Source organism: Exiguobacterium aurantiacum (assembly GCF_024362205.1).
GTDB classification, from domain to species: Bacteria; Bacillota; Bacilli; order Exiguobacteriales; family Exiguobacteriaceae; genus Exiguobacterium; species Exiguobacterium aurantiacum_B.
This window is the reverse complement of record NZ_CP101462.1, coordinates 45,001-63,692: the sequence shown is the minus strand read 5'-3', so window position 1 is coordinate 63,692 and position 18,692 is coordinate 45,001. Positions and strand designations below refer to the sequence as shown.

The following is an 18,692-nucleotide window of genomic DNA, read 5'->3' as shown; positions in this document are numbered from 1 at the left end:
ACTTATCGTTTCGTGTAACCTTCTTTATTCGTTTGGCGTTCGCGTGCAATCGCAAGCGCCTCCTCCGGAACGTCATCCGTGATCGTCGAACCGGCTGCGACAATCGAGCCTTTTCCGACTTTCACCGGAGCAATCAAGTTGACGTTACACCCGACGAAAGCATCGGCTTCGACGACCGTTTCGAACTTGTTCTTTCCGTCATAGTTGACCGTGATCGAGCCACAGCCGAGGTTGACACGTTCCCCGATTGAAGCATCTCCGATATAGCTGAGATGTGATGCTTTCGCACCGTCTCCGAACGTTGATTTTTTGATTTCCACGAAGTTACCGACGCGCGTATTGGCGCCGAGGACTGCTTGTTGACGAAGGTGGGCGAACGGCCCGACCTGTGCTTCAGTTCCGACACGGCTGTCGCTCACGACCGATTGACGAACCGTCGCGCCGTCTTCGATGACGCTATTGCGGATATCTGAATTCGGACCAATCACGCACTCTGAACCGATAATCGTTTTCCCGAGAATGACCGTCCCTGGGTAGATGATCGTATCCGAACCGATGACCGCATCTGGTGAGATGTATGTCGAAGCTGCATCCATGAACGTGACACCTTCACGCATGAGGCGTTCGTTCGTACGCTTGCGCATGACTGCCTCAGCTTGTGAGAGGGCAACGCGGTCGTTGACGCCGATCGTTTCATCGAATGTCGGCGCCGTGTGTGCTGCCACGACTTCGCCTGCTTCTTTCGCAATCGAGATGACGTCCGGCAAGTAGTACTCGCCTTGAGCGTTGCTGTTGCCGACTTGCTTCAACGCATCAAACAAGAGCTCGTTATCGAACACATACGTTCCGGTGTTGATTTCACGGATCTCTAGTTCGGCGTCAGACGCATCTTTATGCTCGACGACTTTTGTGACGTTTCCGTCTTCACCGCGGATGACGCGGCCATATCCAGTCGCATCATCAGCAATCGCAGTCAACACGGTCACTTTGGCCTGTTGCGCTTCGTGATGCACCAACAATGCCTCGAGCGTTTCCGCTGTCAATAGCGGCGTATCGCCGCAAACGACGAGGGTCGCGCCGGGTTTGCCTGCGAGTTCAGATTCTGCCATCTGTACCGCATGGCCCGTACCGAGCTGTTGTTCTTGGACCGCATACTCCACGCGTGAGCCTAACGTCTCTTGTACCGCTTCAGCCCCATGGCCGACGATGACGATTTGACGACTGACCCCGATTTTGTCGAGTTGATCGACGACGTGTTCGACCATCGGTTTTCCAAGGACCGGATGAAGTACTTTATAAAGCTTCGACTTCATGCGCGTCCCTTTACCTGCTGCCAAAATGACTGCAAAACGATCCATTCTTGATTCGCTCCTATCTCATATCGACTGTAATGTACTCAAATGTTCGGTTTTTTCTGCATTCAAACCTTATTTACACCGTATCTACTATATCGAAACCGTGACGCGGTTTCAACCGTTGTACCTATTCGTAACCAATGAAACGTAAAAAGGCAGCGGAAGGATCCCCATCCGCTGTCATATGTTACTCGTTCATGGCATTATATTGGGCTTGCGTCTCGGCGATGGCGACGTCCTCTTGACCGTACGCCTCTAAAACGGCCGCCTCGACTTTCTGACGCATATCTCCATTAATCGGGTGAGCAATGTCACGGAAAATCCCTTCTGGCGTCCGCTTGCTCGGCATCGCTACGAACAGACCGGTACTCCCTTCAATGATTCGAAGGTCGTGTACCACAAATTCGTGGTCGAGTGTAATGGAGGCCAGTGCCTTCATTCTACCTTCCGTCGCGACTTTGCGAATTTTTACGTCTGTGATCTGCATGTTTCGCATCCCCTTTTCATCGTTGTCTAGACCGTGGTGTACTTTCTAAAAGGCTGAGATGATTCCAAGCGAACCGATTGACTTCGTACGAATCTAATACCCTTTCATCATAAAACGAAATCATTTTTTTGCCAATCACTTTAAGAACTGTTCGACGTTTCCGCGCGAAATCGTGACGAGCCCTTCGTCCGAGTCGACGTTCGTCAATTTCATCAAACTGACGTATTCACTCACCATTTTCTTCTCGGCGCCTTCTGCTTCCATCAGTACGCCGACACCGGCGAGGTTCGCTTCGAACTCGTTCAACAGACTCATCATGCCGCGAATCGTTCCACCAGCTTTCATGAAGTCGTCAATCAATAGCACGTTCGCACCACGTGGCAAACTGCGACGTGCGAGCGCCATCGTGCGAATCGCCTTCGACGAACCGGAGACGTAGTTGATGCTGACGGTCGAACCTTCTGTGACACGGCTATCGGACCGAACGATGACGAACGGGACACCAAGTTGCTCGGCGACAGCATAGGCTAGCGGAATTCCTTTCGTCGCGATCGTCATGACGACATCGACTTTCCGATCGGCGAACACGGAGGCAAACACTTGCCCCATCGGCTTCACTTGACGCGGGTTACCGAGCACGTCTGTCAAATAGAGATAACCTCCTGGAAGCAACCGTTCTGGCTTCGACAACTGTTCACATAGGCCATCAATCATCGAGAGCGACTTTTCTTTGCTCCAACCTGGAATGAACATGACACCACCGGCCGCTCCTGGCACTGTGACGAGTTTTCCCGTACCATCATGCGAAAGCATTTCACTGACGATGACCAAATCTTCACTGATGGATGACTTGGCTGCTTTATAACGACTCGAAAACATTGATAACGACACGAGCTGGTGTGGATGGTCCAGCAAATAACGGGTCATATCGACAAGACGACCACTTCTACGAATTTTCATACGGATTCCCCTTCACTTCTTCAATAATAGACGAATGTTCTAAACAGAATATATCATTCTCATTCGTCTTTGTTCAATGTTTTTTGCCGAGAATCCGAACGACGAACACTTCAGGACAAAATCCCTTCAGTCCATTATAGACGCGATGTGCTTTTTGCTCGTGTTCGATCAATGCAAACACAGTTGGTCCGCTACCGCTCATGAGCACCCCGTCCGCCCCGCAGTGGAGCATCGTCTCTTTGATTTGGCGGACTTCCGGATGAAGTTCGAGCGTGACCGCCTCGAGGGCGTTCCCGAGATGTGAACAGATGCCATCAAAATCACGATCCCGAATCGCCGTGACCATCGCCTCAGTATTCGGATGCACAATCTTCTCCATCTCCACGGCACGATAGACGTCGGCCGTCGATACTCCGATTTTCGGTTTCGCCAAGACGACGTAACACGGGGGCGGTGACGGGATCGTCTCCAACTGTTCACCGCGTCCGCGCGCGATTGCGGTACCCCCCATGACACAAAACGATACGTCCGATCCGACCGCGGCCCCGAGTTCGGCCAGCTCTTCTAACGACAGACCGAGGTCGAACAGTTCGTTCATGCCACGAAGCGTCGCTGCCGCGTCGCTCGATCCGCCGGCTAACCCTGCTGCGACAGGAATCTGCTTATCCAATACGATTTCGACACCTTGTTTGATATTGAATCGCTTCCGCAATAACTCGGCCGCACGATACGCCAAGTTCCGGTGGTCATTCGGTACATAGGCATGTTCGGATTGAATCCGAATCTCATCCGTATCGAGCACGGTCAATTCCAACCGGTCCGATAAATCTACTGTCGTCATTACCATTTCCACTTCATGATAGCCGTCCGTCCGCTTTCCGAGGACATCGAGCGTCAAATTGATTTTTGCCGGCGCTTTCACACTGATCGTGCGCATATCGTTCACCCTTCCCATGTATCTCCTGTTCGCCATTGTACCGTAAACGAGCGCACAAAAAAAGAAGCAGCTGCCAATGCATCCGCCCCTCATTTATCGATCAATTACTGAATTCAATTTTAACTGTATCCGTTAGGACATCAGCGTAGCTATATGAGACACGTTCCACGTTATGATGATCTTCATCCAACTTGACGACGAACACCGCAGGATACGTCTCAACGAGCGTTCCAAACCGAGTAACGACTTTCTTACGACCGCCGTTTGCTTTCAACGTCAATCGTTCTCCAACATGCGATTCGAGTTTCTGTCTGATTTCTTGCAACGTCTTTGGCATACGCTTCACCTCACTGTTACAAGTATAACACATTCAGAAATGAAAATAAAGATTAATATTATAGCGACTCGCTATCCGGTCGTCAACTGTTTTTAAGTGGTAAAATTGTGTCCGCTAACCGTGCAAACTCTTCAAGCGAAAGCGTTTCGCCTCGCCGTTTTGAATCGATTCCGGCCTCACCCAAAAACTGTTCGATTTCCATTTTTTTGTCTTTCCCAAGATGATTCGTCAAGTTGTTTAAAATGGTTTTTCGACGTTGCGCGAAACTGGCACGGGCGATTTCGAAGAAAAATGCTTCATTTTTGACGTCGACCGCCGGTTTCGGACGCATCTTCAAAGTGATGACCGCAGAATCGACGTTCGGGGCCGGCATGAACACACTTTTCGGGACGATAAAGCTCACGTTCGCCTCGGCGTAGTATTGAATCGCAATCGAGAGCGAGCCGTATGCTTTCGTCCCAGGCTTCGCTCCAATCCGCTCGGCTACTTCTTTTTGAATCATCATCACGAGTGAGCGGAACTTAATCCGGCTCTCAAGCAAGCGCATAATAATCGGGGTCGTCACGTAATAGGGTAAATTGGCCACGACCGAGATATCTTCGATGCCTTGACTAAAAAACTCCCGCTCGACGATGTCTCGAATGTCGAGTTCAAGCGCATCACCGTGAATGACGTGCACATGTGGGTAAGGTGACATCGTGTCTTCAAGAATCGGAAGCAGACGTTGGTCAATTTCGAGGGCGACGACTTTTTGGGCCCGCTTGGCAGACTGTTCCGTCAACGAACCGATGCCGGGACCGATTTCGAGCACTCCGCTCGCCTCACCTAGCTCCGCGGCGTCCACAATTTTATTCAAAATATTTAAGTCGATTAAAAAGTTTTGTCCGAGCGACTTTTTAAACGAGAAGCCGTGACGTTCTAGAATTGATTTCGTGCGTTGAATTGTGGCGATATCTTTCAATGATTTTCCTCCTCTAACTGAGCCAGTGCCCGTTCCCATTCTTCAATCGTGACCCGTAACGCTTCGACGCGCTTCACAAACTGTTTGGCGTTCGGTTCCCCGATACGCAGTAACACACCGAGTCGTTTGCGGCGCCGCGCCGCGTCTGCTCCGCCAATCAAATCGGCTTCGAGTACCATCTGGCGGGTGACGAGCGGCATGTCGGTCTCAACCCGCTGTTCATACACCGCTTCAAGGACACGGCGAATCGTTGCGGGAGACGCATGTTCGACCCCGATTTTACCGCGCTTATCTTTCGCTTCGGCACGAGGGAGATAGGCGTGTTTGCACCCTTTGACTTGTTCCTCGACGACGGCTCGAATCCGGTCACCCGGATAGTCTGGGTCGGTCAATATAATCACACCCCGTGTCTCTTGGGCACGTTTGATTCGTTCGATTGTTTGCTTCGAAACGGCTGATCCGTTCGTTTCAATCGTGTCGACGTCATATACTTCTTGTAGCCGTGTCGTGTCGTCTCGACCTTCGACGACAATCACTTCTTGTATCTTTTCACGCATCATCGGTTCCTTCTTTCTCCTCTTGCTTGGGGATGACCCAAATCGTAAGTGGCTGACGACCAAACGTCACCGCCTCTTCTTTCGAATCCATCATCACATCGATTTTATTGCCTTTGATGGCACTGCCTGTATCCAAGGCAATCGCCATGCCAAACCCTTCGACGTACACGCGAGTACCGAGTGGAATAATGGCTGGATCGACCGCGATGATTCGCATGCCTTCATACAGAATCGTGTCCGTCACATCATATCCACTTCGGGTCAGTACTCTGCCGTCAAAGGTGACTGTGTCTTCCGCATTATTTGTATATGCCGTCGCCTCGACGAGAAGTTGTTTTGCTGAGGTGAAGTCTAGAGCATCTTCAGCTCGAGGTGTCTCTTCAATCTTAATCTCTGCTTCTTCTCGGAACGGGCTCGACGGTTCGGTCGTTGCCGCCGCCTCTTGCTCTGTCTCTTGGTTCGTCTCTCGTTCAGGCGGGACTTTCGTTCCAAGTTTGATGATTTGAGGGCGTACGGTTCGCAGCGTTTCCACGCTCGTTTCGGTCCGATTTGTAATTGTACCATTTTCCACAGTCAGTGCATACCGCGTCCGTTCGAGTCCAGGCACACCGACTTGAACGACTTCGGTTTCTCCGAGCGCAAGTGTGTCATCCTCTTCTTTAATGATTTCAAACGGGACGAGTCGACTCTCATACTGCACGACGTCTCGACTCATGTTGACCGTGATGGTCATTCCTTCCCGTACCGGTGTCGTGAGCGCTGGTTCGACGGTATCTTTATCAGAAACCGTCACATTCGCCTCCTGTAGCGCCTGCTCGACAGTTTGTGCCATCGTATACACCGTCTTCGCCACGTCTCCCACAATGACATCGAGGGCGACGACAGGCTGATACCGGATAGTCATGCCTGATGTGATTGGGGTACGGACACCCGGGTACACATCGTCTCCGTCACGGACACTCACTCCATAACGAAGCAACACGTCTTCGACAGTCCGTTCACGCGTCTCAATCGTCTCGATTTGTCCGTAACCGATTTGCAGCGAGACGGTACGGGCCCGCTCGATTTGAATGACTCGGTCGAGCGGGATATCCGCACTCAAAGCCGGCGTCACGACGTCTGCCTCGTCGATGACAATCCCCGTCTCTTCAAGCACGTCTAACACTGACTCGCCCCGACTCTCGTGCACCATCGTCACCCCGTCATCGATGATGGTGACAGGTTCCGGTTGCATCGCCATATATGCGAACACCGCCGTTGCCACGACACCGATACTCAATATGATGCGCCTGAACATCATGGAAGACGGAACAGGCGCTTCGCATTAGCGGTCGTCGCCTCTGCAAGTGCGTCATAAGACATGTCCCGCAGCGCTGCAATCTCTTCGGCGACATATGTGACATAAGCCGGTTCGTTCCGTTTACCACGGAACGGTGTCGGCGTTAAATACGGACAATCCGTCTCAACGAGGAGTCGATCGAGCGGAACTTGTTGCGCCACCGATTTCGGCACTTTCGCATTTTTAAACGTCACCGGTCCCCCGAGCGAGATATAGAAGTTCAAACGCAGACAACGCTCCAGCAATTCGACGGACATGCTGTAACTATGGAATACGCCACCGACCTCTTCGGCATGTTCTTCCTCTAAAATGTCGAGCACGTCGGCGGTCGCCTCCCGATTGTGAATCACGATTGGCATATTCGTCCGTTTTGCGATGGCGATTTGCTGCCGGAACACGCGTTGTTGGATGTCTTTCGGCGATTTGTCCCAGTGGTAGTCGAGTCCGATTTCTCCGAGCGCCATCACTTTCGGATGGTCCATCAATGTCTCGATTCTGGCCAAGTCGGCCTCCGTGCAATCGACGGCATCGACCGGGTGCCAACCGACGATCGCGTAAATGTCTTCATATGTTTCCGCGAGCTCGATGGCACGCGTGATCGTCGGATTATCGAACCCGACGACGAGCATCGGGGAAACGCCAGCGGCACGAGCCCGTTCAATCGTCGCTTCGACGTCTTCATTGAACTGCTCGGCATTGATATGGGTATGTGTATCAATCAACATGTTGGTTCCTCCTTGTATAGACAAAGAGGGAGACCGAAGTCTCCCCCAAACGATTATTTGACGATGGCCCCGTTCGGCATATTCTCAGATACGGTCGCAAGTTCGAGCTTGCCGTCTTTGTCCGCTGCTAGAATCATCCCTTGTGACAATTCGCCACGCAGTTTGACCGGCTTCAAGTTGGCGACGACGATGACCTTCTTGCCGACTAAGTCCTCCGGCGCATACCATTCCGCGATGCCCGAGACGATTTGGCGTTTTTCTCCGCCCATGTCGACTTGAAGTTTCAACAACTTCTTCGCCTTCTTGATTTTATCGGCTTCGACGATTTGACCGACACGGAACTCGACTTGGTCAAAGACGTCAATCGTGATTTCCGGACGCACGTCCTCATCTTCGACGTCGCCCGCTTCCGCTTCAGCTTCTTCGACACGTGCTTGCGACGCTTGACGCATCATCTCTTGAATCGCATCAACTTCTTCTTTAACGTCACGACGCGGGAAAATCGGTGTTCCGTCTGTGACGACGGCTCCATCGAATGCCGCGAACGTATCGAGCGCTTCCCATGACATATCTTCTCCTTCGAGACCGAGCTGACGGAACATCTCTTTTGGCGCCCGTGTCATGAACGGTTGAATCATGACCGCGACGTGACGGAGTACGCCGGCAAGGTGAGTCATCACCGACGCCAGTTCGTTCCGTTTCGTTTCGTCTTTCGCCAGCACCCACGGTTGTGTCTCGTCAATGTACTTGTTGGCACGGCTGACGAGTTGCCAAATGCTTGTTAGCGCCACTGAAAACTCCATGTGCTCCATGGCAGCTTCCGTCTTCTCTGTCGTCTCGTTGACGACTTGAAGCAGCGAGGCATCAAACTCCGTCACATTGCCCGCATATGCAGGGATCTCGCCATCAAAATACTTCTTAATCATGGCCACGGTCCGGTTAAGCAAGTTCCCGAGGTCGTTCGCGAGGTCGAAGTTCAAGCGATCGACGAACGCTTCCGGTGTGAACGTGCCATCTGCTCCGAATGGAACTTCACGAAGAAGGTAGTAACGGAGCGAGTCGAGTCCGTAACGGTCGATGAGTGGGATCGGGTCGACGACGTTGCCTTTTGATTTCGACATTTTGCCGTCTTTCATGAGCAACCAACCATGCGCGAAAACTTGCTTCGGCAACGGCAAGTCAAGCGCCATGAGCAACGCCGGCCAAATGATCGTATGGAATCGGACGATCTCTTTCCCGACCAAATGGACGTCGGCTGGCCAATAACGGTTGAATAACTCGTCGTTGTCCGATCCGTAGCCGAGGGCGGAGATATAGTTCGTGAGGGCATCGACCCACACGTAGACGACGTGTTTCGGGTTCGATGGGACTTGTACACCCCAGTCAAACGTCGTCCGTGAGACAGCCAAATCTTGAAGGCCTGGCTTCAAGAAGTTGTTGATCATCTCGGTTTTGCGCGATTCTGGCAAGATGAAGTCAGGGTGCGATTCGAAGTACTCGATCAAACGATCCGCATACTTGCTGAGACGGAAGAAGTAACACTCTTCACGCACGAGTTCGACCGGGTGACCACTGTCTGGGCTCTTCCCATCGATGAGCTGAGACTCCGTGTAATACGTCTCATCCGGAATCGAATACCAGCCTTCATACTCCCCGAGATAAATATCATCATTTTTAAGAAGCGTCTCGAACACGTGCTCGACGACGGCTTTGTGGCGTGCGTCTGTTGTACGGATGTAATCGTCGTATGAGATTTCGAGACGGTCCCATAACACTTTAATGTCTTTGACGACTTCATCCACGAACGCTTGCGGTGTCACACCAGCTTCTTTCGCTTTTTCTTGAATTTTTTGACCGTGCTCGTCTGTCCCAGTCAAATAACGAACGTCAAATCCTTTCAAACGCTTATAGCGCGCGATCGCATCGCCGGCCACCGTCGTATAAGCATGACCGATGTGTAGTTTGGCACTCGGATAGTAAATCGGAGTCGTAATATAAAAAGTAGGCTTCGCCATTGTATGTTCTCCATCCTTTCGACATTTGCAATTTCCATTATACACGGTTCGACAAAAGAATTTCCAAACCAATTGTTTGGAATTTTTTTGTTGTTATCTCATAAAATATGTTCCAAAAAAACCCTTTCTTTGTTTCAGGTCCTAACTTTCGGGGAATTTTAGGTATATATCGCTCCTACATCGTCATTTTTCGAAAATGTAGATTTCCAATAGTAAGCAGTTGACTGCAATTGGAAAGTTTAGTATGCTTTTTGCTGTAGTAACATTGTCGAATTTTGACGACTCATGTCACCAAGAGATTTCGACACCATTGGAGGAGGAAACACAAAATGAAATCTACAGGTATCGTACGGAAAGTGGATGAGCTCGGTCGTGTCGTCATTCCAATCGAATTGCGCCGCACACTCGGGATCGCGGAGAAAGACGCACTTGAAATCTACGTCGACAACGAGCAAATCGTGTTGAAAAAATACAAACCGAACATGACTTGCCAAGTGACGGGCGAAGTATCGGATGACAACTTCAAGTTGGCTGACGGTAAATTGATCCTTTCACCAGAAGGCGCACAACGCGTTCTCGTCGAGTTGAAAAACATGCTCGAAAACTATTACAGCGAAGAGTAAGCAAGGGATTCCTTGCTTACTCTTTTTTATCGACTTGATGATAGGCGTCGTAAACCTCGCTACGCGACAAGCCCCGTTCTTTAGCGGCTTGTTTGATGGCCGCATTCGGTTTCAATCCGTCCTCAATGTAACGATCGACGTGTTCGAGCGGCGATAGCGCCTCCCACCAGTCGTGCGTCGGTGCCATTTCCGTCGATCCTTCCACCATGACGACAAACTCACCACGTATCTCGCCTTCACACCAGACAAGCGCTTCGTCTACCGTCCCGCGTAAAAACTCTTCAAACGTTTTCGTCAACTCTCGTCCGAGAACGAGTTGCCGATTACCGAACACGTTTTGAATCCCGGTTAACATTTCTTTCAACCGATGCGGTGCCTCGTAAAAGATGATCGTACCCGGCTCGTATTGCAACGAAGTCAATACGTCGAGACGTTCCTTCTTTTTACGTGGTAAAAAACCGTAGTACAAGAACCGCTCGGTCGCAAGACCCGAAGCGACAAGCGCCGTGAGTGCCGCATTCGCACCCGGTAGGACGACGACGGGGAGCTTCGCCGCGATGGCCAACCGTACGAGGTCACTCCCAGGGTCCGAGATACCCGGCATGCCCGCGTCTGAAACGACGGCCACTGACTTGCCCGCCTCGATATCTTCGATTAAACGAGGGCCACTCACGTGCTTATTGTGCTCATGGTAGCTGACAAGTTTCGTCTCAATGCCGAAATGGCGACAGAGTTTCATCGTTTGCCGCGTATCTTCGGCCGCAATCAAATCCACTTCCCCTAGAATTCGAACCGCTCGGTACGTCATATCTTCTAAGTTTCCGATTGGCGTCGGCACAACGTAGAGCGTGGGTCCGTCAGTCTGATAACTTTTCTGTGAGTTCATTACTCGTCCCCTCCATCAATTGCTGTTTTTGAGCCCGTGTGAGTTGTTTGATGGACCATTCGTATTGCATGGCCGCACGCTTCGTCTCAAACGATTTGAAGTACCGTAACCTCACCGGGAGACGGGCTCGCGTGTATTTCGCACCTTTCCCTGCATTATGCGTCTCAATCCGTTTCTCCACATTCGTCGTATATCCGGTGTAATACGTGCCGTCCTGACACTCAAGGATGTACGCGTAGTGTTTACGCATCGAGGATTGCCCGCATGTCACTCGTGTACGTATCATCTTCCTCATAAACGACAAACGGAGGTAAGATTGTGAGTCCTGCTTTTCCATCTTTTGACCCCTCTATTAAAAGTGTATTCGCGTCCCGGCCTTGTTTTGGATAAACGAGTTGCATTCGTTTCGGTTCAATCCGATACGCCCGCATAAGCGTTAAAATATCGAGTAGTCGCTCCGGCCGATGGACGAAGGCTACTTTCCCTCCCGGTTTGACGAGTTGACTGGCTGAACGGATACAGTCTTCTAACGTGCAGAGCACTTCATGACGCGCAATCGTGTGATGCTCACTTTGATTACGGAGCGAGGTCTCGTTCGCCAAAAAATAAGGTGGATTGCATGTGACGACATCATAACGAGCATGTCCTAATACGCTGGCCGCATTTTTCACGTCACCTTCAACGATTTGAAGCCTGTCGTCTAAATTGTTGACGGCAATGCTTCGATTTGCCATATCAACGAGACGAGGCTGGATTTCAACGCCTGTGATGGTCCCTTTCGTCCGATATGACAAAAAGAGCGGAATCGCCCCGGTACCGGCACATAAATCGACGAGCTTCCCTTTTTGAATCGGGACCCACACAAATTCGGCGAGTAACACCGCATCCAATGAAAATGAGAACACTTCATCACTTTGAATGATCTTTCCGGGACGTCCCAACAAATCGTCAAGACGTTCACCTTGTTTTACAGTCACGCCATTTCCCTCCTACATAACGTACAAAGGCGACGGACGGGTGTATACCCCGTCTATCGCCCCTTATTAATGTTTATTTAGCATCGACATGCAGAAGAGACAGTCTCCGTCTTTTCTGACTTGTCCATAGTGCAAATTGCAGATATGAAACCCTTCTTGGTATAACGCCGCCAAGTTATTTTGCCCTTTCCCGGACAAGGCAATTTGAGGATCCCCGTCAGGTGTCTCGACTTCTGCGAGTTGTTCTACTTTTTCGCGCAGATGATGGTTCTCAAGATACATATGTTGGTTTTCTTCGAGCAAATAGGCGAGTTGCTCTTTGAGCACCCCTAAATGCTCCGTCAACAATTGCATCTGTTGCTCGATCGCATCGACCCGCATCATGACTTCCTTTTTATCCATTCTTTCCACTGCTCAGCACCCCATCACTGTTTCGACGGTTTTCGTTTGACTGCACCGACTTCGACGAGTTCGTCGATTGTATACGTCACAACACGGGTCCGATCATTCAACTCGACTTGAATCAATTGATCCAAGATATTGAGACCGATGACACGTCCGTCACCTTCTGGAATTTTGATTCGTTTTCCGACGTCTGGCAAATCCCGCTTTAATTCTTCATACGTATCGTTCTCGTATTTCAGACAGCACATGAGACGACCGCATACACCGGAGATCTTGTTCGGGTTCAAGGATAGGTTCTGATCCTTGGCCATCTTAATGGATACCGGTTCAAATTCCCCTAAGAACGAGGAGCAACACAATACACGACCACAAGGTCCGATTCCGCTCAACAGTTTCGCTTCGTCCCGAACTCCGATTTGACGAAGTTCGATTCGAGTCCGAAACACGCTCGCCAAATCTTTGACGAGTTCACGGAAATCAACACGGCCTTCTGCCGTGAAATAAAAGATGACTTTATTACGATCAAATGTATACTCAACATCTACTAACTTCATCTCAAGTCGATGTTCACGAATTTTTTCTTCACAGACGGCGTGAGCGTCAAAAGCGGCCAATCGATTATCTTGGACGATTTGGGCATCTTTTGAATCAGCGACACGAAGGATTGTCTTTAGCGGTAAAACCACTTCGTCTTCACCTAGTTGTTTCCCAACTTGGACGATTTCACCGTATTCGATGCCTCGTACCGTCTCTACGATGACATGGTCCCCACGTTCAAGCGTTGCTTCGCCTGGTGAAAAGTAATAGATTTTTCCCGCTTCTTTAAAACGGACTCCAACTACTTCAAGCACGCTCTCCTATCCTTTCTGCAAATCGAACGTTAACCGTTCGAACGTTAATTGAGGATTGACGTTTGCCTCCAGCCGTCGAATCGCTTCATGAACATATTCAATGGCATGGACGATTTTATGCACCGGACGATCTTTAACAAACGCGGTATAAAGCGCTTGTTCTTTCGTAAATAATTCCGGGACATAATCTGTTCGTACTTTGAAATGGAGCGCTTGCTCCAACCAGTTTTCGAACAACTCGAGACCGACGCGCAACTCATTCCGTCCTTTGAAATGGCCAAGCCATTTTTCCTGGGCGAATAAGAGTAATTCTTGCGGGCGTTTTGTCAATACTTCAACTAATTGTACCACTAGCCCATACGCCTGTACAAACCAGTCGTTGTGAAGCGCCTCACGCGCATCTTCCCATTTCGGATATGTCTGTAAGGCAAGACGTGCCAAATCGCTTGTACACTGGGTTTCTGTCACTAATGTTTCTACAAGTCGCTCTCGATCAATCGGGCGAAACACTAAATGCTGCGCCCGCGAACGGATTGTCGGTAATAGGAGTTGGGGCTGGGTTGTGACCAAGATGGCTAGCTTCCCCACACCAGGCTCTTCAAAGAATTTTAAGAGACTGTTAGCCGCCTGAGGCGTCATTTTATGGGCTTGATGGATGACGTATACTTGACGATCTCCTTCTGCACCACGTAAAGACAAGTCACTCAATAACTGTTGCACCTGTTCTTTCTTGATGCTGGCCCCGTCCGGTTCGACCTCCATGTAGTCGACAAGGTTCCCTGAATCCATCCGTCTACAGTTTCGACAGTTGCCACATGGCTCTACCCCGTCCGGTGACTCACAAAAAAGCGATTTCGCAAACAGCTGTGCCGTTTCAATCAAGTACGGTTCATAGTCTCCCGAAAAAATATATGCATGACCGACCTTTTGAGCGACGATGGAGTTTTCAATCACTTTGGCGATAACCGTTTGAGATTTCGTTAACTCTTTAAAGCTCATATTCGTGACCGTTCCCATTAAAACTGATGGAATCCTTCAATCGGCAAGACGAACACAGTCGCTCCACCAACTTGGACTTCCACAGGATACGGAATGTATGAATCGGCGTGTCCGCCCATCGGTGAAATCGGCGTGATCATTTGATCTCGGCTCGAGCAATTTGATTTGATTAAAGCGAGGAGATCATCTAAGCGTTCTTTCGGTACACCGATCATAAACGTGGTGTTTCCCTCTTTCAAAAAACCTCCCGTTGTGGCTAATTTCGTGGCGCGGAAGTCCTCTTCAATTAAAGCATCTGACAAGCGGGCACTATCCTTATCATGTACAATCGCGATTACCATCTTCATCATTGCATCACTCCTCTTTCTTTTAATCGTTCTAATGTAATATCTAAAACTTCATCCTGAATCGTTTCAATCGTGGCGTTCGCGTCAATGCGAACCATTCGTTCTGGATGCTGCTCTAATAATTTTTGAAAGCCTTCGTATACGCGTTGATGGAAAGACTCATCACGGCTCTCGATTCGGTCTAATTGACCTCTATCTTTCATACGATGGCTCGCTTGATCAGGAGTCAAGTCAAAGAGGAACGTCAAGTCTGGTTTGATCCCAGCTGTCGCCCACTCGTTTAACGACAAAATTTGCGACAAATCATATTGGAGTCCATAACCTTGATAAGCAACCGAGGCGTCGACAAATCGATCGCATACGACCACTGCTCCGCGGTGGAGGGCCGGTCGAATCACTTGATCAACGTTTTGAGCTCGGGATGCAGCATATAACATCATTTCAACTCGAGGGGTCATCTCGTCGTGTTCTGGAGACAATAAAACGTCGCGAATACTATTTCCGACCTTCGTTCCCCCTGGCTCTCGGGTAACGACCACTTCATACCCTTGATCAGTTAATGATTGAACTAACAATTGCAGCTGTGTTGTTTTTCCCGAACCATCTGGTCCTTCCACAGTAATAAACATACCTTTCACGCTTAAAACTCCTCTACGATAACATCAATTTGTTTCATCATAACATGTCTACTTGCTTGCAGGTTCCGTCCTAATGAAATCCATTCATTCAAAACTCGGATTTTCTCATCTGTGATGACTTCTCCTCTTAGAATCCATGGAATTCCCGGCGGATACGGAATAACGGTCTCTGCAGCAACAGAACCAATCGCTTGCTCAAACGATAGACGAGCAATATCGGCGTCATCCGATATAGTATGCAGCAACGACACGCGTTCGGTCATCGGATAAGGATAGATTGTCTCATCTTCGACGATAAGCGGAACGTGTTGCGATGCATTTTTAATCAGTTTGACCCAATGCTGAATCTCTTGGCTTTTTAATTCCCTTAACGGCAAGCAGAATAACACGTGATCATCTGCAGCTAGTTCCACATCAATGCCGATTGACGCTAAATGTCGACTAAAGACGAGGCCATTTTTCGGATATGTTAACACAGTCATCTTGGTGAAGTCATCGCCCACTTTGATTGAAAACCCAGCTCGCCTCATTTCCATTATGAATGCAAAATGACTCGTTTGAATATGTGACCAATCTCGTTCACTCAAGTTCTCGAGGTACTCTCTAGCGTAATCCAGCGAGGCCATAATCAAGTAAGACGGGCTGGACGTTTGGAAAGACGAAAGTGCGTGGAGCAAACGCTTTTCATCGATCTCTTCTTTATAATGGATCCATGCTCCCATCGTGAGAGCGGGCAACGTCTTGTGCGCTGATTGTACGACGGCACTAGCCCCTTCAAAGATGGCTGACCGCTTTGGGAATGTAGGATGAATCAAATGAGCTCCATGTGCTTCATCTACTAGTAGATGAATACTCAACGGACGTAAGAAAGCACTAATTTGCGGGATGTTCGCCATGTCCCCATAATAAGTAGGCGAAGTCAGAAGAAGAGCTTTCCCTCCCGGGTACTTCGTGACAGCGTCCTGAATTGTTTCCAATGCGATGACAGTAGGTAAACTACTTCCTCTATCTAGTTCGGGTGTGAGTAAGATTGGTTCTAGACCGAGCCACTCAATGGCGTTCCAAACAGACTTGTGGGAATTTCGTTGTACGTACACTCGCTCTCCACGCTTTACGGTTGCTGCCAAGAGGCTCCAGTTCCCAACCGTAGAACCATTTACTAACCATTTACTTTTACTCTGATAAAGGGAGCCCAATGCCTTTTCACCTTCTAAAATGATGCCTTCAGCATGATGTAAATCGTCCAAGTGCCCAAGCTCCGTTAAGTCATATGGCATAATTTTTTGGAACGCCGTCGGAAGTTTCTCATCTTTTACCGTTCCGTTATGATGGCCAGGTACATGAAAAGAGACCCGTCCTTCTCGCACATGTTGCTCAAGCGTTTCCATAAATGTAAAAGGATTATGTTTAGGTTTTCGAGTCATATAGGCAACCTTCCTATCCGAAATGAATGCGACTTAAATATACAAAAAGAGACGACCAAGCGGATGCTTGATCGTCTTTCGCGTTGGCCTGGCAACGTCCTATCCTCACAGGGGGAGACCCCCAACTACTTTCGGCGCTGAAGCGCTTAACTTCCGTGTTCGGCATGGGAACGGGTGTGGCCGCTTCGCTATCGCCACCAGACAAAAGAATATTAACACCGCCCCGGGGGCGTGTCAATACGTTTCAAGGGTTGTTCCCTGAAAACTGAAGACTCATCAATTCACTCAAACCGTTAGACTAGATCAAAGCCTCGACCGATTAGTATCATTCAGCTCCACACGTCGCCGTGCTTCCACCCATGACCTATCTACCTCATCGTCTCTGAGGGGTCTTTCTTGATTGCTCAAAGGGAAATCTCATCTCGGAGGGGGCTTCATGCTTAGATGCTTTCAGCACTTATCCCGTCCGCACGTAGCTACCCAGCGATGCTCCTGGCGGAACAACTGGTACACCAGCGGTGCGTCCATCCCGGTCCTCTCGTACTAAGGACAGCTCTCCTCAAATTTCCTGCGCCCACGACGGATAGGGACCGAACTGTCTCACGACGTTCTGAACCCAGCTCGCGTACCGCTTTAATGGGCGAACAGCCCAACCCTTGGGACCTACTCCAGCCCCAGGATGCGATGAGCCGACATCGAGGTGCCAAACCTCCCCGTCGATGTGGACTCTTGGGGGAGATCAGCCTGTTATCCCCAGGGTAGCTTTTATCCGTTGAGCGATGGCCCTTCCATGCGGAACCACCGGATCACTAAGCCCGACTTTCGTCCCTGCTCGACTTGTAGGTCTCGCAGTCAAGCTCCCTTCTGCCTTTGCACTCTTCGAATGATTTCCAACCATTCTGAGGGAACCTTTGGGCGCCTCCGTTACTGTTTAGGAGGCGACCGCCCCAGTCAAACTACCCACCTGACACGGTCCTCCAGCCGGATCACGGCTGCGAGTTAGAGACTCTATACGCAAAGGGTGGTATCCCAAGGGTGTCTCCACCGAAGCTGGCGCTCCGGCTTCACAAACTCCCACCTATCCTGTACATCGCGTACAAAGCCTCAATATCAGGCTGTAGTAAAGCTCCATGGGGTCTTTCCGTCCTGTCGCGGGTAACCTGCATCTTCACAGGTACTATGATTTCACCGGGTCTCTCGTTGAGACAGTGCCCAAATCGTTACGCCTTTCGTGCGGGTCGGAACTTACCCGACAAGGAATTTCGCTACCTTAGGACCGTTATAGTTACGGCCGCCGTTTACTGGGGCTTCGGTTCAGTGCTTCTCTTGCGATGACACATCCCCTTAACCTTCCAGCACCGGGCAGGCGTCAGCCCCTATACTTCATCTTGCGATTTAGCAGAGACCTGTGTTTTTGCTAAACAGTCGTTTGGGCCTATTCACTGCGGCTTATGTTGCCATAAGCGTCCCTTCTCCCGAAGTTACGGGACCATTTTGCCGAGTTCCTTAACGAGAGTTATCCCGCGCGTCTTAGAATTCTCATCTCGCCTACCTGTGTCGGTTTACGGTACTGGCGCCGACCTCCTTACTAGAGGCTTTTCTTGGCAGCGTGAAATCCGGTACTTCGCCCTACGGGCTCCACGTCACAGCTCAGCCTTGTGTGTCGGGCGGATTTGCCAACCCGACGGCCTCGCTGCTTGTCCGTGCACTTCCAGTCGCACGGTTACCTTATCCTTCTGCGTCCCCCCATCGTTCAAACGGTGGTACGGCGGTACAGGAATATCAACCTGTTGTCCATCGCCTACGCCTTTCGGCCTCGGCTTAGGTCCAGACTAACCCTGAGCGGACGAGCCTTCCTCAGGAAACCTT

At 50.1% G+C, this 18,692-nt stretch carries 20 protein-coding genes and 2 rRNA genes (1 of these 22 running past the window's edge); 1 reads left to right on the top strand and 21 read right to left on the bottom strand.

Features of this window, described 5'->3' with window-relative positions; translation table 11 throughout:
- Positions 1-2: 2 nt before the first annotated feature.
- The 10 genes from glmU to metG all read right to left on the bottom strand — a co-directional run bounded on the left by glmU (position 3) and on the right by metG (position 9,673).
- Entirely contained in the window at positions 3-1,358 is a 1,356-nt protein-coding gene (gene glmU, locus NMQ00_RS00345) for a bifunctional UDP-N-acetylglucosamine diphosphorylase/glucosamine-1-phosphate N-acetyltransferase GlmU (protein WP_255177478.1), read from the bottom strand.
- Positions 1,359-1,542: 184 nt separating this feature from the next.
- Positions 1,543-1,842, bottom strand: a complete 300-nt coding sequence (spoVG, locus tag NMQ00_RS00340) for a septation regulator SpoVG (protein WP_021065748.1) — start codon at positions 1,840-1,842, stop codon at positions 1,543-1,545.
- A gap of 135 nt (positions 1,843-1,977) precedes the next feature.
- The gene (gene purR / locus NMQ00_RS00335; RefSeq protein WP_114165389.1) at positions 1,978-2,802 is read right to left on the bottom strand and encodes a pur operon repressor; all 825 of its coding nucleotides are present in this window, start codon (positions 2,800-2,802) and stop codon (positions 1,978-1,980) included.
- A 73-nt stretch (positions 2,803-2,875) separates the two neighbouring features.
- Positions 2,876-3,739: a 4-(cytidine 5'-diphospho)-2-C-methyl-D-erythritol kinase gene (gene ispE / locus NMQ00_RS00330; RefSeq protein ID WP_255177477.1), complete on the bottom strand. Its 864-nt coding sequence runs from the start codon at positions 3,737-3,739 to the stop codon at positions 2,876-2,878.
- Between the two features lie 100 nt (positions 3,740-3,839).
- Positions 3,840-4,076 carry a Veg family protein gene (locus NMQ00_RS00325; RefSeq protein WP_021065751.1) on the bottom strand — a complete coding sequence of 79 codons (237 nt, stop codon included), beginning with the start codon at positions 4,074-4,076 and terminating at the stop codon, positions 3,840-3,842.
- Positions 4,077-4,158: 82 nt separating this feature from the next.
- Positions 4,159-5,037 carry a 16S rRNA (adenine(1518)-N(6)/adenine(1519)-N(6))-dimethyltransferase RsmA gene (gene rsmA / locus NMQ00_RS00320; protein WP_255177476.1) on the bottom strand — a complete coding sequence of 293 codons (879 nt, stop codon included), beginning with the start codon at positions 5,035-5,037 and terminating at the stop codon, positions 4,159-4,161.
- A complete protein-coding gene (gene rnmV / locus NMQ00_RS00315) occupies positions 5,034-5,594 on the bottom strand; it encodes a ribonuclease M5 (RefSeq protein WP_255177475.1) in 561 nt (186 codons plus the stop codon). The genes rsmA and rnmV overlap by 4 nt, the downstream gene beginning before the upstream one ends.
- Complete coding sequence (locus NMQ00_RS00310) at positions 5,587-6,891, bottom strand: 3D domain-containing protein (protein ID WP_255177474.1); 1,305 nt, start codon at positions 6,889-6,891, stop codon at positions 5,587-5,589. Before NMQ00_RS00310 ends, rnmV begins: the two co-directional genes overlap by 8 nt.
- Positions 6,891-7,658, bottom strand: a complete 768-nt coding sequence (locus NMQ00_RS00305) for a TatD family hydrolase (protein ID WP_255177473.1) — start codon at positions 7,656-7,658, stop codon at positions 6,891-6,893. Before NMQ00_RS00305 ends, NMQ00_RS00310 begins: the two co-directional genes overlap by 1 nt.
- A 53-nt stretch (positions 7,659-7,711) precedes the next feature.
- Positions 7,712-9,673, bottom strand: coding sequence for a methionine--tRNA ligase (gene metG, locus NMQ00_RS00300; protein WP_255177472.1), 1,962 nt, complete (start codon positions 9,671-9,673; stop codon positions 7,712-7,714).
- Positions 9,674-10,002: 329 nt separating this feature from the next.
- Here metG and NMQ00_RS00295 point away from each other — a divergent pair, with 329 nt between their 5' ends.
- Positions 10,003-10,296, top strand: coding sequence for a transition state genes transcriptional regulator AbrB (locus NMQ00_RS00295; RefSeq protein WP_024372343.1), 294 nt, complete (start codon positions 10,003-10,005; stop codon positions 10,294-10,296).
- Between the two features lie 16 nt (positions 10,297-10,312).
- Here the strand turns inward: NMQ00_RS00295 and rsmI are convergent, their stop codons facing one another.
- The 11 genes from rsmI to NMQ00_RS00240 form a co-directional block, all read right to left on the bottom strand.
- Positions 10,313-11,182: a 16S rRNA (cytidine(1402)-2'-O)-methyltransferase gene (rsmI, locus tag NMQ00_RS00290; protein ID WP_255177471.1), complete on the bottom strand. Its 870-nt coding sequence runs from the start codon at positions 11,180-11,182 to the stop codon at positions 10,313-10,315.
- Positions 11,154-11,432: a GIY-YIG nuclease family protein gene (locus NMQ00_RS00285; RefSeq protein ID WP_255177470.1), complete on the bottom strand. Its 279-nt coding sequence runs from the start codon at positions 11,430-11,432 to the stop codon at positions 11,154-11,156. The genes rsmI and NMQ00_RS00285 overlap by 29 nt, the downstream gene beginning before the upstream one ends.
- A complete protein-coding gene (locus tag NMQ00_RS00280) occupies positions 11,425-12,159 on the bottom strand; it encodes a tRNA1(Val) (adenine(37)-N6)-methyltransferase (RefSeq protein ID WP_255177469.1) in 735 nt (244 codons plus the stop codon). The genes NMQ00_RS00285 and NMQ00_RS00280 overlap by 8 nt, the downstream gene beginning before the upstream one ends.
- Before the next feature lie 66 nt (positions 12,160-12,225).
- Positions 12,226-12,561 carry a DNA replication initiation control protein YabA gene (gene yabA / locus NMQ00_RS00275; protein ID WP_021065760.1) on the bottom strand — a complete coding sequence of 112 codons (336 nt, stop codon included), beginning with the start codon at positions 12,559-12,561 and terminating at the stop codon, positions 12,226-12,228.
- 23 nt (positions 12,562-12,584) lie between these two features.
- A complete protein-coding gene (locus NMQ00_RS00270) occupies positions 12,585-13,415 on the bottom strand; it encodes a PSP1 domain-containing protein (protein WP_255177468.1) in 831 nt (276 codons plus the stop codon).
- Positions 13,416-13,421: 6 nt separating this feature from the next.
- The gene (locus tag NMQ00_RS00265; protein ID WP_255177467.1) at positions 13,422-14,414 is read right to left on the bottom strand and encodes a DNA polymerase III subunit delta'; all 993 of its coding nucleotides are present in this window, start codon (positions 14,412-14,414) and stop codon (positions 13,422-13,424) included.
- Between the two features lie 17 nt (positions 14,415-14,431).
- On the bottom strand, positions 14,432-14,761 hold the full coding sequence (locus tag NMQ00_RS00260; RefSeq protein ID WP_029594397.1) for a cyclic-di-AMP receptor: 330 nt from the start codon (positions 14,759-14,761) through the stop codon (positions 14,432-14,434).
- Entirely contained in the window at positions 14,761-15,399 is a 639-nt protein-coding gene (gene tmk, locus NMQ00_RS00255) for a dTMP kinase (RefSeq protein ID WP_255177466.1), read from the bottom strand. Before tmk ends, NMQ00_RS00260 begins: the two co-directional genes overlap by 1 nt.
- A 2-nt stretch (positions 15,400-15,401) precedes the next feature.
- On the bottom strand, positions 15,402-16,787 hold the full coding sequence (locus tag NMQ00_RS00250; protein ID WP_255177465.1) for an aminotransferase class I/II-fold pyridoxal phosphate-dependent enzyme: 1,386 nt from the start codon (positions 16,785-16,787) through the stop codon (positions 15,402-15,404).
- A 122-nt stretch (positions 16,788-16,909) separates the two neighbouring features.
- Positions 16,910-17,025: ribosomal RNA gene (gene rrf / locus NMQ00_RS00245) — 5S ribosomal RNA — on the bottom strand.
- Positions 17,026-17,122: 97 nt separating this feature from the next.
- Positions 17,123-18,692, bottom strand: a 23S ribosomal RNA gene (locus tag NMQ00_RS00240); it runs 1,344 nt beyond the window's last position.

Coding starts and splice junctions, on each gene's coding strand:
- metG (WP_255177472.1), bottom strand. CDS start 9,673: ATGGCGAAGCCTACTTTTTATATTACGACTCCGATTTACTATCCGAGT.
- rsmI (WP_255177471.1), bottom strand. CDS start 11,182: ATGAACTCACAGAAAAGTTATCAGACTGACGGACCCACGCTCTACGTT.
- spoVG (WP_021065748.1), bottom strand. CDS start 1,842: ATGCAGATCACAGACGTAAAAATTCGCAAAGTCGCGACGGAAGGTAGA.
- ispE (WP_255177477.1), bottom strand. CDS start 3,739: ATGCGCACGATCAGTGTGAAAGCGCCGGCAAAAATCAATTTGACGCTC.
- yabA (WP_021065760.1), bottom strand. CDS start 12,561: ATGGATAAAAAGGAAGTCATGATGCGGGTCGATGCGATCGAGCAACAG.
- glmU (WP_255177478.1), bottom strand. CDS start 1,358: ATGGATCGTTTTGCAGTCATTTTGGCAGCAGGTAAAGGGACGCGCATG.
- NMQ00_RS00325 (WP_021065751.1), bottom strand. CDS start 4,076: ATGCCAAAGACGTTGCAAGAAATCAGACAGAAACTCGAATCGCATGTT.
- NMQ00_RS00295 (WP_024372343.1), top strand. CDS start 10,003: ATGAAATCTACAGGTATCGTACGGAAAGTGGATGAGCTCGGTCGTGTC.
- purR (WP_114165389.1), bottom strand. CDS start 2,802: ATGAAAATTCGTAGAAGTGGTCGTCTTGTCGATATGACCCGTTATTTG.
- NMQ00_RS00310 (WP_255177474.1), bottom strand. CDS start 6,891: ATGTTCAGGCGCATCATATTGAGTATCGGTGTCGTGGCAACGGCGGTG.
- rnmV (WP_255177475.1), bottom strand. CDS start 5,594: ATGCGTGAAAAGATACAAGAAGTGATTGTCGTCGAAGGTCGAGACGAC.
- NMQ00_RS00260 (WP_029594397.1), bottom strand. CDS start 14,761: ATGAAGATGGTAATCGCGATTGTACATGATAAGGATAGTGCCCGCTTG.
- NMQ00_RS00265 (WP_255177467.1), bottom strand. CDS start 14,414: ATGAGCTTTAAAGAGTTAACGAAATCTCAAACGGTTATCGCCAAAGTG.
- NMQ00_RS00285 (WP_255177470.1), bottom strand. CDS start 11,432: ATGCGTAAACACTACGCGTACATCCTTGAGTGTCAGGACGGCACGTAT.
- NMQ00_RS00250 (WP_255177465.1), bottom strand. CDS start 16,787: ATGGAAACGCTTGAGCAACATGTGCGAGAAGGACGGGTCTCTTTTCAT.
- NMQ00_RS00305 (WP_255177473.1), bottom strand. CDS start 7,658: ATGTTGATTGATACACATACCCATATCAATGCCGAGCAGTTCAATGAA.